Annotated in this window: 21 protein-coding genes; 1 reads left to right on the top strand and 20 read right to left on the bottom strand. The window is 40.3% G+C overall.

Going from position 1 to position 21081, the window contains the following annotated elements:
* Positions 1–14 precede the first annotated feature (14 nt).
* The 16 genes from POV27_RS12155 to POV27_RS12080 form a co-directional block, all read right to left on the bottom strand.
* The gene (locus POV27_RS12155; protein ID WP_272863047.1) at positions 15–1388 is read right to left on the bottom strand and encodes a T9SS type A sorting domain-containing protein; all 1374 of its coding nucleotides are present in this window, start codon (positions 1386–1388) and stop codon (positions 15–17) included.
* A gap of 183 nt (positions 1389–1571) precedes the next feature.
* Positions 1572–2276, bottom strand: a complete 705-nt coding sequence (locus POV27_RS12150; RefSeq protein WP_272863046.1) for a c-type cytochrome — start codon at positions 2274–2276, stop codon at positions 1572–1574.
* Positions 2277–2313: 37 nt separating this feature from the next.
* Positions 2314–3378, bottom strand: coding sequence for a DNA topoisomerase subunit B (locus POV27_RS12145; protein WP_272863045.1), 1065 nt, complete (start codon positions 3376–3378; stop codon positions 2314–2316).
* A gap of 38 nt (positions 3379–3416) precedes the next feature.
* Complete coding sequence (locus POV27_RS12140) at positions 3417–4331, bottom strand: DUF4272 domain-containing protein (RefSeq protein WP_272863044.1); 915 nt, start codon at positions 4329–4331, stop codon at positions 3417–3419.
* 36 nt (positions 4332–4367) lie between these two features.
* On the bottom strand, positions 4368–4583 hold the full coding sequence (locus POV27_RS12135; RefSeq protein ID WP_272863043.1) for a hypothetical protein: 216 nt from the start codon (positions 4581–4583) through the stop codon (positions 4368–4370).
* Between the two features lie 247 nt (positions 4584–4830).
* On the bottom strand, positions 4831–5379 hold the full coding sequence (locus tag POV27_RS12130) for a GNAT family N-acetyltransferase (protein WP_272863042.1): 549 nt from the start codon (positions 5377–5379) through the stop codon (positions 4831–4833).
* Positions 5380–5453: 74 nt separating this feature from the next.
* A complete protein-coding gene (locus POV27_RS12125; RefSeq protein WP_272863041.1) occupies positions 5454–6221 on the bottom strand; it encodes a nuclear transport factor 2 family protein in 768 nt (255 codons plus the stop codon).
* 216 nt (positions 6222–6437) lie between these two features.
* Positions 6438–7316, bottom strand: coding sequence for an AraC family transcriptional regulator (locus POV27_RS12120; protein ID WP_272863040.1), 879 nt, complete (start codon positions 7314–7316; stop codon positions 6438–6440).
* A gap of 22 nt (positions 7317–7338) precedes the next feature.
* Positions 7339–7686, bottom strand: coding sequence for a hypothetical protein (locus tag POV27_RS12115; RefSeq protein WP_272863039.1), 348 nt, complete (start codon positions 7684–7686; stop codon positions 7339–7341).
* Between the two features lie 90 nt (positions 7687–7776).
* The gene (locus tag POV27_RS12110; protein WP_272863038.1) at positions 7777–8745 is read right to left on the bottom strand and encodes a hypothetical protein; all 969 of its coding nucleotides are present in this window, start codon (positions 8743–8745) and stop codon (positions 7777–7779) included.
* A gap of 107 nt (positions 8746–8852) precedes the next feature.
* Positions 8853–9383 carry a DUF5655 domain-containing protein gene (locus POV27_RS12105; protein WP_272863037.1) on the bottom strand — a complete coding sequence of 177 codons (531 nt, stop codon included), beginning with the start codon at positions 9381–9383 and terminating at the stop codon, positions 8853–8855.
* 10 nt (positions 9384–9393) lie between these two features.
* Entirely contained in the window at positions 9394–9804 is a 411-nt protein-coding gene (locus tag POV27_RS12100; protein ID WP_272863036.1) for a DUF1761 domain-containing protein, read from the bottom strand.
* A gap of 63 nt (positions 9805–9867) precedes the next feature.
* Entirely contained in the window at positions 9868–10698 is an 831-nt protein-coding gene (locus POV27_RS12095) for an AraC family transcriptional regulator (RefSeq protein ID WP_272863035.1), read from the bottom strand.
* 4 nt (positions 10699–10702) lie between these two features.
* Entirely contained in the window at positions 10703–11677 is a 975-nt protein-coding gene (locus tag POV27_RS20305; RefSeq protein WP_336375835.1) for a methyltransferase domain-containing protein, read from the bottom strand.
* A gap of 19 nt (positions 11678–11696) precedes the next feature.
* Positions 11697–12359, bottom strand: coding sequence for a hypothetical protein (locus tag POV27_RS12085; protein ID WP_272863034.1), 663 nt, complete (start codon positions 12357–12359; stop codon positions 11697–11699).
* A gap of 8 nt (positions 12360–12367) precedes the next feature.
* On the bottom strand, positions 12368–12721 hold the full coding sequence (locus POV27_RS12080; protein ID WP_272863033.1) for a hypothetical protein: 354 nt from the start codon (positions 12719–12721) through the stop codon (positions 12368–12370).
* A gap of 1237 nt (positions 12722–13958) precedes the next feature.
* Between POV27_RS12080 and POV27_RS12075 the strand changes: the two genes are divergently transcribed.
* Positions 13959–15170 (top strand): DegT/DnrJ/EryC1/StrS family aminotransferase, encoded by a 1212-nt coding sequence (locus tag POV27_RS12075; protein ID WP_272863032.1) that lies wholly within the window; start codon positions 13959–13961, stop codon positions 15168–15170.
* Here the strand turns inward: POV27_RS12075 and ribB are convergent.
* The 4 genes from ribB to POV27_RS12055 all read right to left on the bottom strand — a co-directional run bounded on the left by ribB (position 15148) and on the right by POV27_RS12055 (position 21048).
* On the bottom strand, positions 15148–16296 hold the full coding sequence (ribB, locus tag POV27_RS12070; protein WP_272863031.1) for a 3,4-dihydroxy-2-butanone-4-phosphate synthase: 1149 nt from the start codon (positions 16294–16296) through the stop codon (positions 15148–15150). The two genes, POV27_RS12075 and ribB, sit on opposite strands and share 23 nt — an antisense overlap.
* 70 nt (positions 16297–16366) lie before the next feature.
* Positions 16367–17989, bottom strand: a complete 1623-nt coding sequence (locus POV27_RS12065; protein WP_272863030.1) for an LptF/LptG family permease — start codon at positions 17987–17989, stop codon at positions 16367–16369.
* Between the two features lie 12 nt (positions 17990–18001).
* Positions 18002–18643 (bottom strand): outer membrane lipoprotein periplasmic chaperone LolA1, encoded by a 642-nt coding sequence (lolA1, locus tag POV27_RS12060; RefSeq protein WP_272863029.1) that lies wholly within the window; start codon positions 18641–18643, stop codon positions 18002–18004.
* Positions 18644–18654: 11 nt separating this feature from the next.
* The gene (locus POV27_RS12055; protein WP_272863028.1) at positions 18655–21048 is read right to left on the bottom strand and encodes an FtsK/SpoIIIE family DNA translocase; all 2394 of its coding nucleotides are present in this window, start codon (positions 21046–21048) and stop codon (positions 18655–18657) included.
* Positions 21049–21081: the final 33 nt, after the last annotated feature.

Below are 21081 nucleotides of genomic sequence, written 5' to 3'. Positions count from 1 at the left end.
AAACGCTGAAAGTCTTATTCTATAACAATCCTCTTGGTAACGACATCTCCAACTTCTGTGTGGATGGAAACAAAATAATTACCGGAAGTCAATGACGATACATCTAAAGTTGTGCTGTTTGACTTACTTTCAATCAATTGACCAAGGGTATTGCGAATTTCGACTTTTGAGATGCGTGTCTCGCTAAGAATATTGATTACATCTTTCGTTGGAACAGGGGACATCAAAAAATTAATGGAGTCAAAACTTTCTGTTCCCAAGGTTAATGGATTTCTATACCAAGCAATTTTGTCATCGTACCGAGATCCCGATAAAATATCACTAACTCCATCACCATCGATATCCGCAGCAAATACAGAAAAGGCACCAATCGTATTTTCAGTTATATATGCTCTGTCCGAATGAAATGTTCCCATTCCATCGTCGTTTTCATACCAAGCGATAAAATCGTCCTCCATAGATGGGATAACAATGTCCTTATCGCCATCCAAATCAATATCCATGGTGGCTATAGAATACGGGAAAATAACACTTTGCGGAATCCAGTGCCATTCAAAATCACCTTGACCATTGGTATTCTCCCACCATTCCATTCCGCCAGCACTAGCATCCGAGGCGACAACGTCTAAATCCCCATCTCCATCCATGTCCACTGTAATGGCTTGTGTTGGGGATACAACATTTCCTGGATCGGATATGGAGATCTCGCTACTAAAAACACCATCCCCTTCATTTTCATACCAAACCACTTTGCTGTCATCAAATGATGTTGATATAACATCATTATCTCCATCTCCGTCTATATCTGCGGCATGGACATTCCAAGGAGCATCGGTATGAACACTAATTATGATTTCTTCTCCAAATGTTCCTTCGCTATCTGTGTTTTGAAACCAGACCACTTTGTTATTCAAATAAGAAGCAGATAAAACATCCATATCGCCATCGCCATCTAGATCTGCTACAAAAACAGCAATCGCTTCGTTAAGGGTGGACGTTATTATTTGCTCTTCACCAAAGGTGCCCAATCCATCCAAATTTCGGTACCAGGCTACCTTATTGTCATTCATTGAAGCGGAAATGACATCGTTGTCCCCATCCCCATCCATGTCTGCCGAAAAAACAGATCCGGCCCCGTCGGCATTTAAACTGATCACCTGCTCATTCCCAAAATCGCCTAAGCCATTCAAGTTTTCATACCACGCTATTTTATCATCCTCAAAAGAAGCCGACATTACATCTAAATCGCCATCATCGTCCAAATCTAAAGCATAAACACTACGCGCGTCATCTGCGTTGGTTGATATGATGTGTTCACTGAATTCAATTTGAGAGAAAATCTGCCCGTTACAACTTAAAAGGAGTATGAGAAGAAGAAAACGGGTCATAGCAGTTGTTTTTAATCTCTTAAATGTACAAAGATTATGACCTATTTGAAACTGAAAATACAAACTACCAATCTATATTTATTAATATTGGGAAAAGCAGCTACATATTTATTCACCCATTCACCCATTCACCCATTCACCCATTCACCCATTCACTCATTAACTCATTCAATCATTGATTTTTCAGTCCAATTTAAAATCCCATTCCGATTTTCGGTTGTTTCTGAATGCTGGGTATTCCGGAATTAAATTGGAGAGTTCGTTTATGGAATTGTCCATTTCGAAAAGTGTTCGCAATGTGGTTTTGTTCCAGTCTTCTGGATCATGGGTTTCGGAAGCACAACTGAAGGTCCAAAATCGATCTTTGGAAACACAAGCATATAGTATATGCCTTTCTTTGGAAAGTACATGTGCACATGCTTGTACTTGCTCATTCTCCGCTGGATTGAATTCGAATTCAATGGGCACAGGAATTCCATTTAAAGACATTTCATAACGTTTTTCAACGAAGTAATAAATCTTATCGAAATCAGCATCGGTCAAGCTCGGGAAAGGTTCCATAGGGCTCCATCCCGCTTCGCGTAAGGTTTTCGCGATACTGTCGCCATTGCGAAACATCTCTTGCGAATTGCGGGTATAGGCATATAACCAATCGCGTTCCCTTCTTTTGGTAATGTCACCTAGGGCAGGTGCGGTAGCTATTTTGTCCATCCCAATATAATGGCAGGAAGCACAGTTGGCTTTGAATAAGGCCTTCCCAAAATTAAAAATGCTATCCCCATTGATCGTCTGATGCGTAGCTTGAGGTTCGTATATATCATTGGGCGCCTTGAGCCCTAAAGTTAGCAATAGAACACCCAGTAAAGAAAGTGTGACTAGACTTTTCATATGATTTCTTTTTACAACTTTTACCGCTTGGGGTCTCTTAAATTTCAAATTTACGGATCAATTTTTGGGTCGATGCTTCATCTTTTTCGATTTTCCGAAACAATATATTGGCTACAAATTCGGCGATGGGCTCTACCACTTCGGGGCTGGCCAGTTTATTCTTTACACATCCGCTGAAAGTAGGTGCTTTCATTCTAATGTTAATTGCAGCCATAAGGTTTTCTTGCATTCCCTTTTCCGAAATTTTATACACCTCTGTTAATTGATGTTTTTGAAAATATTTCATGACCCCATAGGTAAGTCCTTTCAATAGCCCGTCTACATGACTGCCATTTTCATGGGTATAATAATCATTCACGTACGATTTCAGAAAAGGTTCATCGACCGTATAATCCCTAAAAGCAAAAGCAGCTTCCAAATGGAAATCACCTATTTGCTCGTCAATATAGGAGTTGAAATAACTGCCGCCCAAGCCTTTTAAGGTTTCAATTTCCAATCGGTCCTGAAGTCCATTCTTAAAATGATAGATCGTATTGCACTTACTGCCATGCACTTCGTAGGCACTATGAAACGAGACCTTCTTGTATAAAAAGGCAAATTCTTGCAACACATGATTCATATAACCTTCATTCCAAGTAAAATCCTTGCTCCAAATCTCATCATCCAGTTCAAAACTGATTTCTAACGAAGCAGCAATCATCCCCTTTTCTAATGGCGCTCCATTTTTAAGTATTCCTTTTTCATAGGTTTGCTCAAGCAGTGGGTTAGATGCACTATCTATCAATTTAAGGGTAAATGTCTTACTAAGTGCATTGAGGGGTAAAATTCCCATAGTAAATGGGTTTGTCTCGTTAAAATACATCCTACTCCAATTATCTATTACAGGGTTTTGAATGTTCTGGATCATAATTTTACCATAGCGGGAATCCGAATAAGCAAAAGAAATAGAATCGGCCTGCAAAGAGGTTAAGGATTCACTCAAAATTCCCTTTAGGAGATCGGTAAAGCCTTTCATGTTTATACGCCCTAGGTACATGCCGGGCCTTTTACGGATATGTGCTACAGAGTCTAATTCTTGAACAGAGTTAAAGGTGTTTTCCAATGTCTGTGCTGTTTATTTAGAGTTAATAGTAATTGAACTTATGTGGATGTATCTGTTTCGTCCCATTCTTCTATATCCATGAACTGACGTAGCCAATTGAGGACTTGATGCCTTTCATAACTGGTGCTTCGGTTTATTTTTGTCTGATCTTTTTGACCATTCAGAAACAAGTCCCGGAAGTAGGTTGTCGCCAACTCGTTTACCAAGTTTTCCTCAAGGATTTCTTCGGTGTTGCGGAATTCAAGATTTGTAAGAAACAGCATGAGGGAATCACCAATTTCTGGAATGTTCCTTTGTAGTTCTTCAAACACACCCTCGTTGTGCTTGGCGTCCAATTTTGGAAGTGTTTCTACCTTGTTCAAGCACCACCCAAGGGTTAAGGCACTTTCTATGCGCCATGACAGATCCATTAGGATTTCTTCCTCTGGATTTGGATCTTCAAGGAATGCTTTCTCACTTTGGGAAACCCTATCCCAAATCATCTCTTCTTTAAGCCACTGAATAATTTCGGGTCTATCTTCCAAAGAGTGCACGGCATGCGAAATAGCGTATAAAATCATCATACGGCAACCCGCCTCATAAGGTGTTTGAAAGCTATCGGGAGAATAGTTTAGGTACCCCAAATGGCTAACTCTGTAGTTTTTAATGCCGTAACCTATTAGTCGAGACTCAAGGCTCTTCTTCCGTTTTCTTAAGATGGGATCACCAGAATCTTCTATCGCTATTATTTCTTCCGGTGTTTTATACCAGTCTTTATGAGGAGTTGATTTCCCGCAACCCGGGCACCAGGTCTTTACATATTGTGTTTCGCATTTTGGACATTTTCCATGGCTTTTGAAGGTGTTCCATACATGGCCACAATTACAGGCCCAATATTTACCTCCATCGGGTCTCCATTCGCAAACGGTGCATTGGATGACGAGGTTGTTTTTTTTCTTTTTTCGGAAGAACATGTATTTGAAATAAAGTATTCGTTAACGTTTATAACACTATTGGGAAGCTAGAATGAACAGTATGATAAATCCAACAATCACCCAAAACAAACCACCCATGGCTTTTACCATTTTTGCTTGTTCTGCTTTTTTATGGAATCCATGTTTTTCGAATCGATCCATCTCAGATTGCGTGAAAAGATTTTCCTTTCCCACAGTATTTGAGGTGAAAAATGGCAAAAAGAAAAAGGTAAGCCATTCGCCTTTGGTCAAAGGTTTTTCCTTTCGTTCCTTTTCGAATCGCTCTCGTTGTTGTTGTTCAGTTTCTATTTCCTGAATGTTAGGTTAGCGTTTCCATCCAAAAATGGGATCTTCCTTTTCCATGGAAACAATCTTGTTGAATGCTCGGTTTGCCAAAGAAAACCCCATTGAACAGACGAATTTCTTATAAATCAAACCTAGCTTTAAGATACGAAATTTACTCGTATTATCAGTCCTGAAAGATGAAGAATGTTACGGCTTATGACTCATTTTTAAGTCGTAATTCTTGAAATTTTTCTCGAGTCAATCGCCACTGATTTACCTCCTGAAAAAAGTTGATGGAACCTGGAATGGTTTCATAGGTTTTCACAAATTCAAAACCTATTTTGGCCAAAGTTTTATTGGGTGCCGGATTCAAGGCATAGGGCTCGCAGTAGAGTTCATCCAGTTCATAATTTTTGAAAAAGAAAGGAAGCGACTTCATCACCAGGGTACTACCCATACCTTTTTTACGATTCCCACCATACCAAAGATGCAAATGCATATGGGCGCGCTTTCCAAATTGTATCTGATTGATATTCGTATGTCCAATGGCCTTGCCATCCAATTCCCAAATAAGGGCATAGGACTGCTTGTCTCTGTAAGTAGTATCGATTTGTTCGGAAAAGGCTTTTTCTAAAGTTTCCTTCGCAGGCATTTTATCCAAATCAACTCCCATCCCGACCAGAAAATCGGGATCAGAACTCATCCAATAGTCGACCAAACTAGGGATGTCCTTGTGTGCTATTTCACGAACGTTAATACTCATGCCTGAGATACGGCTAAACAAAAAGACCGCTCATTGAAGAGCAGCCTTCCAAAGTTATTATTTTGAACGTTCCTTTAGAACTTTCCGTTGGAATTTTTCCATTCCTCTTGTGGCGGAATGACCTCAATTACATCCCAATGCTCCACAATTAGGCCATTCTCCACACGGAATAGATCGTAATAGGCTACATGATCACCCTTTCCAAATTTACCTTCACTAATGGTCAATACAAAGTTTCCTTCGCCTAATACGCTATGAACCTTGTCATACTGCATCACCAATCCATTATCTGCAAAGTATTGTAAGGCAGCTCCTAGGCCGTCCAAACCGTCGGCCACAGCAGCATTGTGCTGAAGGTATTTCTCCGCGTTTATGTAGGTCGTTAATTTATCCGATTGCCCATTCATAAGTACATCGTTTACAAACCCCTCGACCAATTTCTTGTTTTCTGAAGTTTTCTCTTTGTCTGAAATGTCAACAGCTCCGTCCAATTGGGTTCTTCCACTGGGATTGGGTGGGGTAATTTCCGAAAGGTTATCCCAGTGCTCTACGATTAATCCGTCTTCGAAACGAAATACATCGAATCCAACCTTGGGCCCAAAGAAATTATATTCGGTATGGGTAAATACAAAATCCCCATCCTGAAAGGCACGAACCACATTGGCCTTGAAACCACCTTCGGGTGCATGCTGCATAACTTCCCCGAAGCCTTCCAATCCATCACCAACCGCTAGATTGTGCTGAATGTACTTTTGGGAGTTAATGTATGAGATTGGGGTTTGGTCCCCGGTATTAAAACTGTTGAGTAAGGCTACTGCTTTTTCCTTGTTTGTTAATTCCATAGTTTCTGTTTTTTCAGTGTTTGATTGTTTTGTATCCGATTTTTGTTGTGTACTGTTACCACACCCACTACCCAGAAGTAGCAGTAGTATGGAAGTGCACATAGCGAGTGTTTTCATGATGTTATCTTTTGTGTTAATTGATGGTACAAAGATGTATCAACCATGTAAACAGGGCGGTATAGAAAAAAGCAGAAATACTGTAAAAATGGGAAAATGCTAGAAGGAAGCGCGAAATTGCTCGGGGGTCATTCCGAGTTGCCGTTTAAAGTACTTGTAAAAATTGGTGGTTTCTTCAAAACCCATCATAAAGGAAATCTCCTTAATGGAGTGAGAGGTGTTTATAAGCAACCGTTTTATTTGCTTGCTGCAAATCTCATCGATAAACTCCTTGGCGCTTTTGTTTACGATGTTTCTTGAAATGGTATTGAGCGTTTTTGTGCTCAGCGCCATCATGTCTGCGTAATCTTTCACCCTGGTTGTCCTAACGACATGATTTTCTACCAAATTTTGAAAAGTAATGAACTCCGGTAGGTATTTTTTGTCGGCAATGATCTGATCGCTTTGCGATTTGATACGATACAGCTGGGTGATAAGAATATGCAATTCACTGCGTATGATACTAAGGGAATGGACATCCATAGTTTCAAAATACTCCTCGTCAATTCTATGAACTATATTTTTTACCGTTTCAAAATCACTTTGTGACAACTGTATTTTTGGAACCCCTAGGAATTCATTGAAGAGCTGCATGGACTTCTGATTTTCCTGCTTTTCCAAATAACTCACCAGGAATTCGTCAGTAAAAAGCAAAAGATGACCCTTTACGTTATCACTTCTGAAAAACTTATGTATTTGATCTTTCCGAATCGTTACAACCGTCCCTTTTTCACATTTGTAATCGGTGAAATCGATAGTGTGATATCCCTGTCCTTCGGTAATCAATAAAATGATGAAGAATTCGACCTTATGAAGGTTTTCCGGATTATGATCTAGGGATTTTCGCCGAAAAAGCTCTTCCAGTTTCAGCATATCGAATGCCGAATCGGGGCGGGCTTTATTCTGGAATTTTACCTGGATCAGTTTTTCTTCATCCATATAGACCTTAAAAAATTTTCACCTATTTATTCTTACAGGTGCATAATTTAAATAGATCGGAAGTCGAGGTTAATTTGTCGTCTACCTTGCTCAACGTGTGGTTCTGATAGCCATCGAAATAGGAAATAACCACTTCGCTATCTACAACTTCGTACGTTCCGGGAACATTTAGTTTACTCCCCAATTCTGGATTTCGTTCGGCCAAGTCGGCCGGGATAAGATCGATAAAGACTTTACCACCACCTTTAAATCGTAAATTGGAACCGAATTCTCCGTTGGCCATTTCGCATTGGTATTCTCCACAAAGGTCGTTACCGCCGCATGAAACAAGTAGGGTTAGAGCTGGGATAAGGAATACTAATTTTTTCATATCTGTATGTTAGGTTTGTTTCTCTAAAATTACAGAAGGTTTTCAATTTAGCAGCGGATTAATTCCAATAATTTATGATCCGCATTCAATTTATCTTTTATATTCAAACACCATATAACATTCCCTTTCTTTATAGCTATGTTTTATGAACCTTAGTAGCCCACTTTCTTCATATTCATAATGATCGGTTAGGTTCCCTTCTTCGGGACACCCAAATTGCTCTAGATCTGTACTTTTTCGATCTAACTTAATAAGCCTGCCTTGGTTGTCGTATTCATAGGTGATTTCGAAAGAAAGAGGGTCGGATTGGATCGAATCTTTGTAAATATTCTTTACCAACTGCCAGTTTTCATCATATAACAATTTTCCTCCCAAGGGCGGTCTCTCTCCATATGTATATTGAGTTGGTTTTCCATTTTGAAACCCGCTATATTCCCTAAACATCCAGACCCTAGGTTCAAAGCCGTCGTTGTCATATTCGGTCTCACGTAAAAGAAGGTTTTCCTTAGTGTATTCGAATTCCCAATAAAAAGCTTGCTCATCACTAACGATGTCACCCGAACCGTTGCGATATTTCTTCCGAATGAGATTACCGCTTTCATCATAAGCATAGTCCAATATTTTTCCTAAACCCATGAATTCTTCTGAGCTTTCATCTATCAGGTTTTCTTCTTCTTCCTTTATTATTTTCCCTTCAGTATCTCTTTCGAAATAGTACTTGTACATGGGTTCTCCCGAAAAGTAAACGACCTTGGAAGAAATTCTACCATTATTATCAAATCGATATGTACGGTATACATAGGGACGTTCAATTTGATACACTGTCGAACCTTTCCTTGGGTACTTGTCCCGAGAGTACGCAATTACTTTTCGTATTTTCTCTTTTTTCATGAGCTCTTCGGGAAAAAGAATAGCTTGTTCATTCCTTTGTGCAAGTGGGGGATAGGAACAAAACTCGCATGGCTCTTCACTATATCCATCATTAGGATCAATTATTTCCGTTTGACCAGAAACAAATGAAAAGGAAATTAAAAAGACAATGGGTACCCAATCCTTCATATATGCAGATTATTTCTGCGAAGCTAGAGTACCCCAATTAGTTAAAAAAGGTTGATTGAGTGAAAGAGTCTTCTGAATTAGTCTGAGGCTATTTGCTATTTCGAGCGTTACCCCGCTTTCTCATATGCCTCCTGTATCCATTCCATAAGTTGTGAATCGATTTCTTCCAACGTCTCTAATCGAACCCTATGAGTACACATGGCACCAAAGGGGCCTGAGTTTTCCAATCGGTCCGTGATCTCTTTACCCTTTAGCTTTAACCCAATATCCATACGGGTTTTGGTGGCCGGTTTTACCAAGACAAACTGCCTTTTCCGAATAAAGCTCACACTGTCCTTCTTCGGTGTAATGGTAATGTCATTGCCCAACGCACTTATCTTGGAATGAAGTGCATCATAGAGCGGTTTTAAATGCTCCTTTCCTTTGTATTGATTCGTCAACAGATTGGTATCGTCCATAGATCCTGCATCCGCTTTTCGCGCTTTTAATGACACAAAATTGGCGTAACCGTGGGTAAATCCGTGTTCCGTTTTCAGAAAATCGATAATGGCCTTGTGCTTTTCAATTTTCGAATCCTTTACCACTTGTATCCAATGATCGAGTGGCTTCCCTGTTTTTTCCAATAGTCCTTTTTCCATGATGTTCAATTTACCAAATTCCTAAAATAATCCCCATCGTTGTTAATGCCACGATACAATAGCCCGCATTGATAAGATAGGCCTTCAATGATTTCATTTCAAATAAATACAGTATGCCCAATAACATGGCTACCCAGCCGAATCCAGCAAAAAATCCTGCACTGGCGCCAAAAACAAGGTCCGCTTCAGCTCCTATAAACATTTCCAGTATGACAGCGGCTATAAAGGCCAACAAGAGGGAAAGTCCGAAAGTTTTGGGAATGCTACGTTTTTTCAAATCTTCTTCGGTGAAGCCGAATTCGGTCATCCAAGCCCGTCCAAAAATGGGCCCGTACCAAATGCCACCAATGAGAAATGATGAGACTGCGGCCCCGAGTACCGAAAGCCATTTAATGTTTTCGAATGCAGTTGCTAAATCCATAGTGTGTTGTTTTAAGTTGTGGAACAATACTACGGGAAGCAAAATTCTTAGGATAGTAAAAAATTAACCTTCCCGATCCAAGGGGAAGAAATTGGGCTCGTCGTTATGGAAATCATTTTGGATAAATTTCTGTGGGTTTAACCCCGAAAAATGCTTGAATTCCTTAATAAAATGGGACTGATCTGCATACTCGCATTGATAGGCAATTTGCGACCATTCTATTTTTTCGGCTTTATGGATTTGCTGTAAAATTTCATTGAATCGTAAGATACGCTGATAGTATTTGGGAGTAAGCCCTACGTACTTTTTGAACTGATCTATTAAGTGTTTCTGCGTTTTTGAATAATTTTCAATTGTACGATTGTAGTTGGCTACAGACTCCGTTTGTAGTTCTTTAAGGACATCCAACAATTCCGCTGGAGGAGTTTTTTCTTGATTGAAACGACCCTTTAACCATGCTTCAGCCAATTGAAACTTTTCTTCGGAAGTATCCTTAGTTAGGATTGCATCTCGGAGTTGGAGCAGTTCATTTCCGAATAGCTCATCGGAAGGCAGGATACGATCATTCAATTCGTGAATGGGGAAGTGGAAGAAAGGATGGGCGCCGAAAGGCTTAAACTGAATGACAAACATTTCGGAATTCTGATGGGCGGAAATGGAAATGTAGTTTTTATGCATGCCCGAGACCCAAACCTTGGTAAACTCCCGATTTGGTTTTAGAGTTTCATTGTCGAAAGTATTGCGCACAAAACCATCCAACTCGAAAATAACGAAGATATGCCCCGTAGGAACTACCCGCTCTATGGAATGATCGGGAACGAAGTTTTTAAAATGAAAAACGGCTTCTACGTACTTGGCAAGCTCATTGGGTAATGTATGTGTTTCGAATATCATAGTGTTAGCGTTTCCTTTTTTTCAATATACCAAATAGTTCTTGACCCCTGCGATCTGGAACCGAATTATAGGATTCCTCGAATACGTCCAATGTAAAATGACTGGAGAACAATGCCTCATATTCCTTTTGGGTACTGCCAAAAGGACGTTTGGTAAGATCCCCTGTAAAAGGAAAATTGAACCAGACGCCTACCAATTTTCCGTTTTCCGACAAAAGATCATGCATTTTTGCTACATACTTTTCCCGATTGTTATCAATAGGAGGAAAGGAGCAGAAAAAGGTTTGTTCTATAATGATGTCGAAGGTATCGTTCAATTCGAAGAAATCACCTTGAAGGATTTGTGCTGAGGGAAAATCGGGAACGCGTTTTTTGAAGTTTTCCAAAGGAAGGGGAGAGATATCGATAATGTAAAGGTTTTTAAAGCCTTCTCGAAACATATATTCGGCTTCATAGGCATTGCCTGCTCCAGGAATAAGGATTTTAAGGGTTTTGTCCTTTAACTGATCTACATATTCTTTGATAGGTGTGGAAACCATTCCCAAATCCCATCCCGTTTTTTCGTCTACATAGCGCTGTGACCAATAATTTTCTTTGTTCATTTCCAGCCAGAATTCTCGCATGACCGGCGTAATATTCCAGCAATCATTGATATCGGAATTATCCCAGCACCCCCAGTAGTATATAGTGTATTTATGAAGTTCGAAATCCTTGGTTAATAAGGGTTTTACTGAATCCCATTTCGATAGCATTAATGCTATCGTTGGCTGATCGGTAAGGGACTGAATGATCATTTCCATTAGGGAAAACTTGGTGTCCTCATCGGTTATCTCACTATTGTAAGCATTGACGTAATCATCGATCCTCTCGGCTTCGGCTACGATATAGGTCCAATCTTGATCGTGTTTGTGAAATTTGTAACCGAAAAGATTCGCCAATACATCACAATTGCGTCCACAACGAAATTCAGGTTCTTTCATTTGTTATAAATAGTATTTTTCAATCGAGACGATGGAAGACTTCTTTTTCGCTAAGCTCAGCAATGATTTCTTCGCAGATAGCATTGAGTTTTACGATGGCTAAGTTATGATTTGATTCGAAATTAATGTTGGGCGATTCGGAATCTGTGGTTAAATTGAATTTGTCAAATCGCTTTTCAAAGGTAAGCGTGTCTCGATAGAACCAATAATAACGAAGAGGAGAATGACTTTGCGTTCGTGCGAAAGAATAACGTAAACCATTGGCAATGCTATCTGGCTTTAACCTGTAACGACCTACTTCTTCATTCTTTATGGCAACTATATTCCTAGAATAGAAGTCAAAAGGTGCTTGCTCTTTCAATTCAATGGTATTGAAGGCACCACAATTATCCATTTTTTTGATGTAATTGGTATTTCCCATTCTCCAAAAAGCATATAGGTTAAAGTAGTAACCATCGGGTATACAAACATTAGGATCTTTCGTATTGTATATTCGAAACGAACCGTATGTAATATGCTTAACTACAAAGAAATCGGAAACGCCTTCTTGGTTTAACTCTACTTTTAATTCGGAAATCAATGCTGCCGTTGGATCTTTCTTTTCTTGGCATCGTGCAAGTGACGAGAGAAAAAGAGTATAGATGAATAGAATGAGTTTTAAAGCTACAGGCAAATTCTTCATATGGCTTTCTAATTTCCCTTAAAAGTGGCCCAATCTACATCCCAGGTAACTATACATTTAAATTCATAGGTCTTTTGAAAAGCAGCTGTGCTAAATGTAAACTTTGAATGATCTCCCGCTCCGTGGGGACTGCAATCTTTAAAAATGGTAATAGTGTTGGAAAGATTATCTAAAATGGAATCGTAACTCCTTTGCGATATTCGAACGACCGATTCATCAGGGATGATTCTGGGGAGATTCTTTCGGAACCATGGTTCAATGTCTTCTAGATCCATTAGGATTTTGTCATGCTCTACAAGGATATCAACTAGGTTTTCAATTTTAATGAAATCGTAGTGGGTCTTATTTTTTATGAAAATCATTTTAACCTGCATTCCCCAATGACATTTTCCTTTTTGTAAATCTATCCAAAGTGTATCGCCAACCTTTAGTTTTTTCAATTTATTTAATGAAAGAGAGTCTTTCAAATAACTACCAGTGTCCGAATGAATAACACTTCGATTGGATTTGAAGGTATCAAAACTGGAAAAGAGGAAAATTGCCGCAAACACCAATGTTGCGATTCCGAAGTTTTTGAAATGTTTATTAATGGGAATCCTCATTATTAATCAAGTAGCCATTCGATGGTGTTTCCTGTACTAGGAATGTAAAACAGAAGAAAGATACTTAAAGCAGCTATAAGACTACCTAATAATATCTTAAAATTGATTCCTATTTTTTTAAGCTTCCAAAATAGGACGTGAGTGGTAATAGCAATTGGAAAACCGAATACGATACATCCTGAAGAGATCACTATTAAATACATGGAGTAAAAGCTTCCTTTGGTAAGCATGGGGTATTGGGAATACTCGGAAAATTCGGGATGCTTGTAGGAAGGTTCATAGCCGAATACTGAAGTTATGTAGAAATAAAAAACAACAATTGAAATAGAAAATAATAGAGGTATGGAACCTAAAATGACATAAGTGACATTGAAGATTTTTTCAATGCGTTTTCCATATTTGAACGGTGAGTATGTATTAGTCTTTACCGAATTCAATGGCTATTTCGATTTTAAAATCATAATAATTAACAGGATCACAGAGAAATACAAGGCTAACCCAAAATATAATTGAATCATATACTTTTTAGCTTCTTTTTTCTTTCCCTGGATTTTTAACAGGGCTAAATGCTTAAAATGTCTATTTAATGCAAAGGCGGTAAACAGAGGATTCCAATAGTTTTTTTCAACTTCCGATTCGTGTCGGGCGTAGTTCAGGTAATATTTGTTCTCAAGTCGTGATTCTTCGTATCGGGAAAGATTTCGGGATTTGAATTCCCTTTTCAATTGTGCTAAGGTTTGATTATCAATCAATTCGCTCCGAATTAATTGATACAATTGATAATTGTCCAAAAGTTTAATCTTATTTGGTCCCACAAGCAGTTCGTAATAGCTTCCCTGCAATATAGCTATAATAGGTAATTCACATTTAAGGAAAACGAAAGTTACCGTTACACCTGTCGATATTCTTTAAGGATCACATTGCACCCCACGAACGCAACCCTTATCTTTGCCCTACGTCTAAGAGGCGTTACCTAACCTCAAAATAATAGATTGCTATGCCAGGATTTGAAGCTTTTGGAGAAGAAGAAAAAAAACACGTAAACGATGTATTAGAAAGTGGCGTGCTTATGCGCTACGGTTTCGACGGAATGCGCAACGGCCATTGGAAAGCCAAGGAGTTCGAGGCTGCCTTTGCACAACGTATGCAAAGCCAATACTGTCAATTGGTATCTAGCGGAACCTCGGCATTGACCGTTGCCTTGGCATCGGCTGGCGTTGGAGCAGGAGATGAGGTTATCATGCCTACGTTTACCTTTGTGGCCAGTTTCGAATCGATCATGATGTTGGGAGCTGTTCCCGTATTGGTCGATATAGACGATACCCTTACGTTAGATCCAGCTGCCGTTGAGGCCGCCATTACCGATAAAACACGTTGCGTAATGCCCGTTCACATGTGTGGGTCTATGGCCGATTTAGATGCGTTAAAAGCAATTTGCGACAAACACAATCTATTACTTCTAGAAGATGCCTGTCAGGCCATTGGCGGAACTTACAAAGGACAACCTTTGGGAAGCTATGGTGATTTGGGGTGTTTCTCTTTCGATTTCGTAAAAACCATTACCTGTGGGGAAGGTGGAGCGGTAATTACCAACAACGAACAATACTCTATCAATGCCGATCAGTACCAAGATCATGGACACGATCACGTGGGTAATGACCGTGGGGCCGAAACCCATCCGGTGCTTGGTTATAACTTCCGCATTTCTGAATTGAATGCCGCTGTAGGATTGGGGCAGTTGAGCAAGCTGGATACTTTCCTAGCGAAGCAAAAGGAACACTATACTATTATGCGTAATGCTTTGGAACAAGTGAATGGCGTTACCTTTAGAAGAGTGCCCGAAGGAGGGGAGGAGAACTATTCTTTCCTGAATTTCTTCCTTCCGACAACAGAACTCACCCAAAAAGCACACAAAGCATTAGGCGAAGCTGGAGTAGATGCCTGTTTTTACTGGTACACCAATAACTGGCACTATATTAATGGTTGGGAACACCTTAGAAACCTGAATTCTTTGGGTAGGGTACCTTCCGAAATCCGAAACCAGATTCAGGATTTGAACAATGCCGATTTCTCTGCCAGCGATGCTTGGATGGGCCGTACTATTTCTGCTTTGGTGAAAATAGGATGGACCGAAGCTGAGGTACAGCAACGGGCTTCAAAAATGGCCGAAGTTATTAGCGAGGTGCTTAAAACGGAATATAGTCTATAATTTCTAGACCGTAACCAATCATCCCTACACGTTTTCCCTGTTCCCTGTTGGAAACAAGACGGATTTTGTGGATGTTCAGATCATGAAGGATCTGTGCACCAATCCCGAAGTCCTTATTATCCATTTCAATACGAGGAGCTTTGGCAACTTTATCGTCTACCTGTAGTTCCCGCAATTGAGATAATCGGTTAAGCAGGTTTAAGGATTGACTCTGCTGATTGATAAAAACAATCGCTCCTTTTCCTTCAGAATTGATCGCTTTGAACATATTGTCCAACTTCTTATCTGCATTGTTGGTAAGGGTTCCTAGGATATCATTGTTTACCAAAGTGGAATTCACTCGAACGGGAACCGCTTCATCACGCGCCCAACTTCCTTTGGTCAATGCGATATGTACCTGATCGTTGGTAGTTTGTTTATAAGCTCGTAAACGAAAGGAGCCATATTTCGTATTAATATCGAAGTCTTCTTTCTTTTCGATCAAAGAATCGTGCTCCATGCGGTAGGCCACCAAATCCTCGATAGAGATCAATTTAAGGTCGAATTTTTTGGCTACATCTACCAATTGAGGTAGACGTGCCATGGTTCCATCTTCATTCAGGATTTCTACCAAGATTCCTGCAGGTTGCAGTCCTGCTAAGCGTGCTAAATCAATCGCGGCTTCGGTATGCCCCGTACGACGTAGTACACCACCTTCCTTGGCTTTCAAAGGAAAGATATGTCCTGGACGACCTAAGTCTTCCGCACGTGTTTCTGGGTTTACCAATGCCTGAATGGTCTTAGATCTGTCGTGTACCGAAATACCTGTGGTACAACCGTGTCCTATGAGATCTACCGATACAGTGAACTGTGTATGGTGCAAAACCGTATTGTTCTCTACCATCATGTTGAGTTGCAACTCCTTGCATCGCTGCTCGGTTAAGGGAGCGCAGATAAGCCCCCTACCATGGGTAGCCATGAAATTGATCATTTCTGGGGTTACCTTTTCGGCCGCAGCAATAAAGTCTCCTTCGTTTTCGCGATTTTCATCGTCAACAACAATGACCACTTTTCCGTTGCGAATATCTTCAATGGCTTCCTCAATGGTGTTTAACTGAATCATAGCACTTTTTTCAGTAGATATCATAATCACTTTTTTAGCAGATGCAAAGATAGGGAATGTATATTACTAAAGAGGGAAAATGATGTAGACGAAACTATAGTAACCCTAACTCTTCATCGGAGTACCCTTTTAACTTTAACTCCCGGATAATTGCCTTCCGAACATCGTCCGAATAATCATAGGTATCTGGGTTTTTCAGCATGTCCTTTAATTGATATTCAGATTTAGACAGTACCATCGCCTTCTCATGCTGTGTAAGTATAATGGGTTCTTCGTTTTCCAAATCATCCCTATTCTTTTTTCTCAAGAAGTTAAAGCGCTGTATGAAGGAGTCCATATCGAAAATCCCCTGGTCTGTGGTAGCTCTATAGGTGAGCCAAATGCCTAAAGGGAACATAATGAACGTACTGAGCCAACTAGCTATAAATGGGTGCATGGTACCATCTTCGGCACTGTTCTTAGCGAAAATCCCTATGAAATGGTAGGTAAGGAATAATAGTACGGCTACTACCATGGGTAGTCCCATACCTCCTTTTCGGATGATGGCCCCTAAAGGAGCACCCACAAAGAACAAGATGATACAGGCAATAGCCAATGCGAATTTTTCATGAAAGGCAATCTCATGCTTGTTGAGCCGTTTCACTTTCTGCTTCCATTGGTCTTTCCGGTTTTGAGTCGTTTTTTGAGACCCTCGGATATTATCTAAAGCCGTCTGTAGGATCTTGGTTTTTCGGTCAAGAACAAAAACATCCAAAACTTCAGTAACAGCGGTATCTTGCTGTTTTTTTCGAGCTGTGGAATCCTTCTTTTTGGGAAGTCCCATGCGGTAGTACATATCTACGCCAAACTGATCAATATTTTTGGAAAACTCATCTGAAAGCTTATCGATTTCAGTTACCAGTTCACCGGCACTGTACATGTTGTGATTGCTCAGCTTATTATCCTTATCAATGTCGGCATCGTTAAGTTTGGTAAGGTCTATATTGATCGTATACTCTTCGAAGTAGCTTTTTGCAAAAGGCAAATTACGCTGCTTCATCACGTTTTTAAGCTGTACGTCCTCGTAGTAGTTACCATCCTTCAGAATAAGCGAAAGTGTATTGCTGCCTTCCTCACTGGCCACTTCTCCTTCTTTGGCAATGATCACGGTCGAATTCTTTGTAGGTCGTTTCGGGTTTTTTTGGTGAATGATTACCTCCCTAAAGTATTGCTCGTTATCACCGTACTTTTCATCCACCTTAATGTTGAAATCGTCCCCGATACTACTGAATTGCCCTTCAACAATAGCCATGGACGGGCTTACCTGTGCAATGTTTCGTCTCAGGTTTTGCCATTTGTATTCGGAATACGGGATGACGTTATTAGCAAAGAAAAAAGCTAAGAGTGATAGCCCAAGAATAAAAATAGTGAGGCTTCGCATGGCTCGTTGCAGGGAAATTCCTGTCGATTTCATGGCTGCGAACTCGTACTTTTCAGAAAAATTCCCAAATACCATAAGAGAACTTACTAAAATCGTAAGCGGCAGCACTAAGGGTATAAGCTTGGGTGAGAAGTACCAAAGGAACTTTAAAATGATCCATACATCTAAGTCCTTCCCGGCCAATTCAGATATGTAAAGCCAAATGGTCTGGAGAACAAAAATGAACATTAAAATAATGAAGACGCTTACAAACGTCTTCAAAAATGCCACTAATATGTACCGATCGAGTATTTTCAAACAAACACTTTATTAGTCCAATCGATTGATGTAGTATCCATCTTTCTCGAACTTTGCCTGGTCAAAGGTAAAAAGTGTTTTTGATAAAGGCTGATTGGTTTTAAAAGAATTAACAGTAAGCGTGTATTTAGTGCCATTGGCATCCGTTTGGATTAAACGGTAAATATGCTTGGTCTGCGCATCAATCCCCAATAAAATATCCTTGATCTCGGCTTTAGAATCAATAGGGGTTAACTTCACGTACTGTATTTTTCTTCCTTTAATGGTTTGGGAGATGTCCATTTTTGAAGTGAAGCCTTTCTCATAAAACGTCAACAGTTCAGATGGAGTGATCTCCTTATCATCGTCTGCATTGTATTTGGAAATGGTCACTTCTTCGTCTTCAGGAACGACGGTATAAATAGTGCTGCCGTCGAACATACGTGTGGTTCCCAACATATTCAAAATATACTGTTCTCCTTTTATGGTCACATCACCACGAGTATCTTGGTTTACGCCTTCTTTAGCATTGTTAAGGTTCCACTTAAAGTCGATAACAATGTTGTCGTAGCTCTTTACTTTCGCCGATACTTCATCAAGCAATGACTTTGCACTTTGCGCATGTGCCAAAGAAACGCAGCCTAAAATCATTGCTAAAAAAATTACTTTCTTCATCTTAATCTTACTTAGTTGTTTTCGTTGTTTAAAAGTTGGTTCAATGCCTCAATCGTTGGAACGAGTACCTGTCGGGCTTTACTACCTTCGAAAGGACCTACTACGCCTGCAGATTCCAATTGATCGATCAATCGACCTGCACGGTTGTATCCCAGCTTAAGTTTTCGTTGCAATAGCGAGGCAGAACCTTGCTGTGCAATGACCAAAACTTCGGCAGCTTCCCGGAACAAACTATCCCGTTCTTCCACACTTATATCAATAGTTGTGCCACCTTCTTCACCTACGTATTCTGGTAGTAAATGGGCATCTGGATACGCCTTTTGAGAACCGATGAATTCGGTAATGTCAGCTACCTCGGGAGTGTCCACAAAAGCACACTGAATTCGGGTGAGATCATTCCCCTGGGTATAGAGCATATCCCCGCGGCCAATTAACTGGTCGGCACCCGCTGCATCTAGAATGGTTCGGGAGTCGATCTTACTGGTTACCCTAAATGCAATACGTGCAGGGAAGTTGGCCTTAATAATACCAGTAATCACATTTACAGAAGGTCGCTGGGTAGCAATAATTAGGTGAATACCAATGGCTCGTGCTAACTGAGCTAGACGGGCAATAGGGGTTTCCACTTCTTTCCCAGCAGTCATGATAAGATCTGCAAACTCATCGATTACCAACACAATGTAGGGCAAGAATTTATGTCCTTCATTCGGATTCAGCTTTCGGGCCTTAAACTTCGTATTGTATTCCTTTATGTTACGACACATTGCATTTTTAAGCATGTCGTAACGGGAGTCCATTTCAATACACAGGGAGTTGAGTGTATTGATCACTTTATTGGTATCGGTAATAATGGCTTCTTCGGTATCCGGCAATTTGGCCAAGTAATGCCTTTCAATTTTATTGAATAAGGTAAGTTCTACCTTTTTGGGATCTACCAGGACGAACTTCACTTCCGCTGGATGCTTTTTATAGAGTAGGGAGGTAAGGATGGCATTTAATCCAACCGATTTACCCTGTCCCGTGGCACCCGCCATAAGCAAGTGCGGCATTTTGGCTAGATCTACCACAAAGGTTTCGTTACTAATGGTCTTCCCAAGAGTTAAGGGAAGCTCCATTTCCGCATTCTGAAACTTAGGCGAAGCAATGGCCGAACGCATTGAAACAATCTGTGGGTTTTTATTAGGTACTTCTATCCCAATGGTTCCACGTCCTGGGATAGGAGCGATAATACGGATCCCCAATGCCGCAAGGGACAATGCAATGTCATCCTCCAGATTTTTAATTTTTGAGATTCGGATTCCTGCTTCGGGTACAATTTCGTAAAGTGTAACTGTAGGCCCCACCGTAGCTTTTATGTTTGAAATGCCAATCTTATAGTTGCTCAGGGTTTGGACAATACGGTTTTTGTTGGCTTCGAGCTCTTCCTGATTAATGGTGATGCCTTGTCCACCCGTGTAATCCTTCAGTAATTCTAGGGTTGGGAATTTATAGTTGCTAAGCTCGAGCGTGGGGTCAAATTCCCCAAAGTCGTCCACCAATTTTTTCGATAGGTTCTCGGTAATTTCTTCTTCTTCTGGTGCTGCTTCTACTTCCATGGAAACATCGGGTTCTTCCACAACTACCTCTGGTTCCTTTACAATGGTCTTCAGTGTGGGTTCGGGTATAATTTCCTCCTCTTCAATAGTCCCAACATTCATTTCTATTTCTTGGGAAGGGTTTGTCAAGGTTTCAATAACATCCTTCTCGTAATCTGTCTGGTCTATCGGCTCTTCGGTTATGGTAGCTTCTCCCGAGTTGAAATCATCCTGAATCTCCTTTTTGGTTTTCTTAAGGGCGTCAGAAACTTTTTCTGGGGTCATTTTCAATCGAACGACTAAATAGACGATAGCCAAAAATGCCATGACAAGGATGGCTCCGATAAGTCCTATGTAATCTTGTAGCAGATCGTTTATTTCGAACCCAATTACCCCGCTAAAAACGGTTTTTTCCATGGAGAAAAAGCCAAAGAATACCGAAAGCCAAACGGTTACCAGTAATCCCCAGAACCAAAATCGTAACAGTTGCTTCTTGGCGTAATCGAAAAAGTAATAGACACCTGTAAGTCCGATGAGGAAGGCAATGATAAAGGCGGAAACCCCAAAACCTTTTCCTATAAAGAATTCCGAAAGGTCCCTACCCACCGACGACAGCCAATTCTGAGTGGCTTCGTCACGTCCCAATTCGCCTACTGAGCTTTGGTCTGCCTGCCAAGTAAAAAAATAGGATACAAAGGAAAAGAGAAGTGCAAGGCCGAAAAAGAAAAGAGCCGACCCCAAGATGATTTTTTGTTGTCTGGAAAGGGTAAGGGATAGTTTTTTTCTAGGTTTTTTGGCTGTCCTCTTTTTTGCCGTCTTTTTTTTCGCCATAGTTGGTTGTCGTTACACAAAAGTACAAATTGT

This window comes from Aureisphaera galaxeae (assembly GCF_028561275.1).
Classification (GTDB): domain Bacteria; phylum Bacteroidota; class Bacteroidia; order Flavobacteriales; family Flavobacteriaceae; genus Aureisphaera; species Aureisphaera galaxeae.
This window is presented reverse-complemented; position numbering and strand designations above follow the sequence as displayed.

Bases quoted from the DNA above. Each gene is read 5' to 3' on its own strand.
- POV27_RS12155 (WP_272863047.1), bottom strand. From the start codon at position 1,388: ATGACCCGTTTTCTTCTTCTCATACTCCTTTTAAGTTGTAACGGGCAG.
- POV27_RS12105 (WP_272863037.1), bottom strand. From the start codon at position 9,383: ATGGAAAAAGGACTATTGGAAAAAACAGGGAAGCCACTCGATCATTGG.
- POV27_RS12080 (WP_272863033.1), bottom strand. From the start codon at position 12,721: ATGATTTTCATAAAAAATAAGACCCACTACGATTTCATTAAAATTGAA.
- POV27_RS12130 (WP_272863042.1), bottom strand. From the start codon at position 5,379: ATGAGTATTAACGTTCGTGAAATAGCACACAAGGACATCCCTAGTTTG.
- POV27_RS12100 (WP_272863036.1), bottom strand. From the start codon at position 9,804: ATGGATTTAGCAACTGCATTCGAAAACATTAAATGGCTTTCGGTACTC.
- POV27_RS12125 (WP_272863041.1), bottom strand. From the start codon at position 6,221: ATGGAATTAACAAACAAGGAAAAAGCAGTAGCCTTACTCAACAGTTTT.
- ribB (WP_272863031.1), bottom strand. From the start codon at position 16,296: ATGATATCTACTGAAAAAAGTGCTATGATTCAGTTAAACACCATTGAG.
- POV27_RS12140 (WP_272863044.1), bottom strand. From the start codon at position 4,331: ATGTTCTTCCGAAAAAAGAAAAAAAACAACCTCGTCATCCAATGCACC.
- POV27_RS12075 (WP_272863032.1), top strand. From the start codon at position 13,959: ATGCCAGGATTTGAAGCTTTTGGAGAAGAAGAAAAAAAACACGTAAAC.
- POV27_RS20305 (WP_336375835.1), bottom strand. From the start codon at position 11,677: ATGAAAGAACCTGAATTTCGTTGTGGACGCAATTGTGATGTATTGGCG.
- POV27_RS12110 (WP_272863038.1), bottom strand. From the start codon at position 8,745: ATGAAGGATTGGGTACCCATTGTCTTTTTAATTTCCTTTTCATTTGTT.
- lolA1 (WP_272863029.1), bottom strand. From the start codon at position 18,643: ATGAAGAAAGTAATTTTTTTAGCAATGATTTTAGGCTGCGTTTCTTTG.
- POV27_RS12150 (WP_272863046.1), bottom strand. From the start codon at position 2,276: ATGAAAAGTCTAGTCACACTTTCTTTACTGGGTGTTCTATTGCTAACT.
- POV27_RS12055 (WP_272863028.1), bottom strand. From the start codon at position 21,048: ATGGCGAAAAAAAAGACGGCAAAAAAGAGGACAGCCAAAAAACCTAGA.
- POV27_RS12115 (WP_272863039.1), bottom strand. From the start codon at position 7,686: ATGAAAAAATTAGTATTCCTTATCCCAGCTCTAACCCTACTTGTTTCA.
- POV27_RS12085 (WP_272863034.1), bottom strand. From the start codon at position 12,359: ATGAAGAATTTGCCTGTAGCTTTAAAACTCATTCTATTCATCTATACT.
- POV27_RS12095 (WP_272863035.1), bottom strand. From the start codon at position 10,698: ATGATATTCGAAACACATACATTACCCAATGAGCTTGCCAAGTACGTA.
- POV27_RS12120 (WP_272863040.1), bottom strand. From the start codon at position 7,316: ATGGATGAAGAAAAACTGATCCAGGTAAAATTCCAGAATAAAGCCCGC.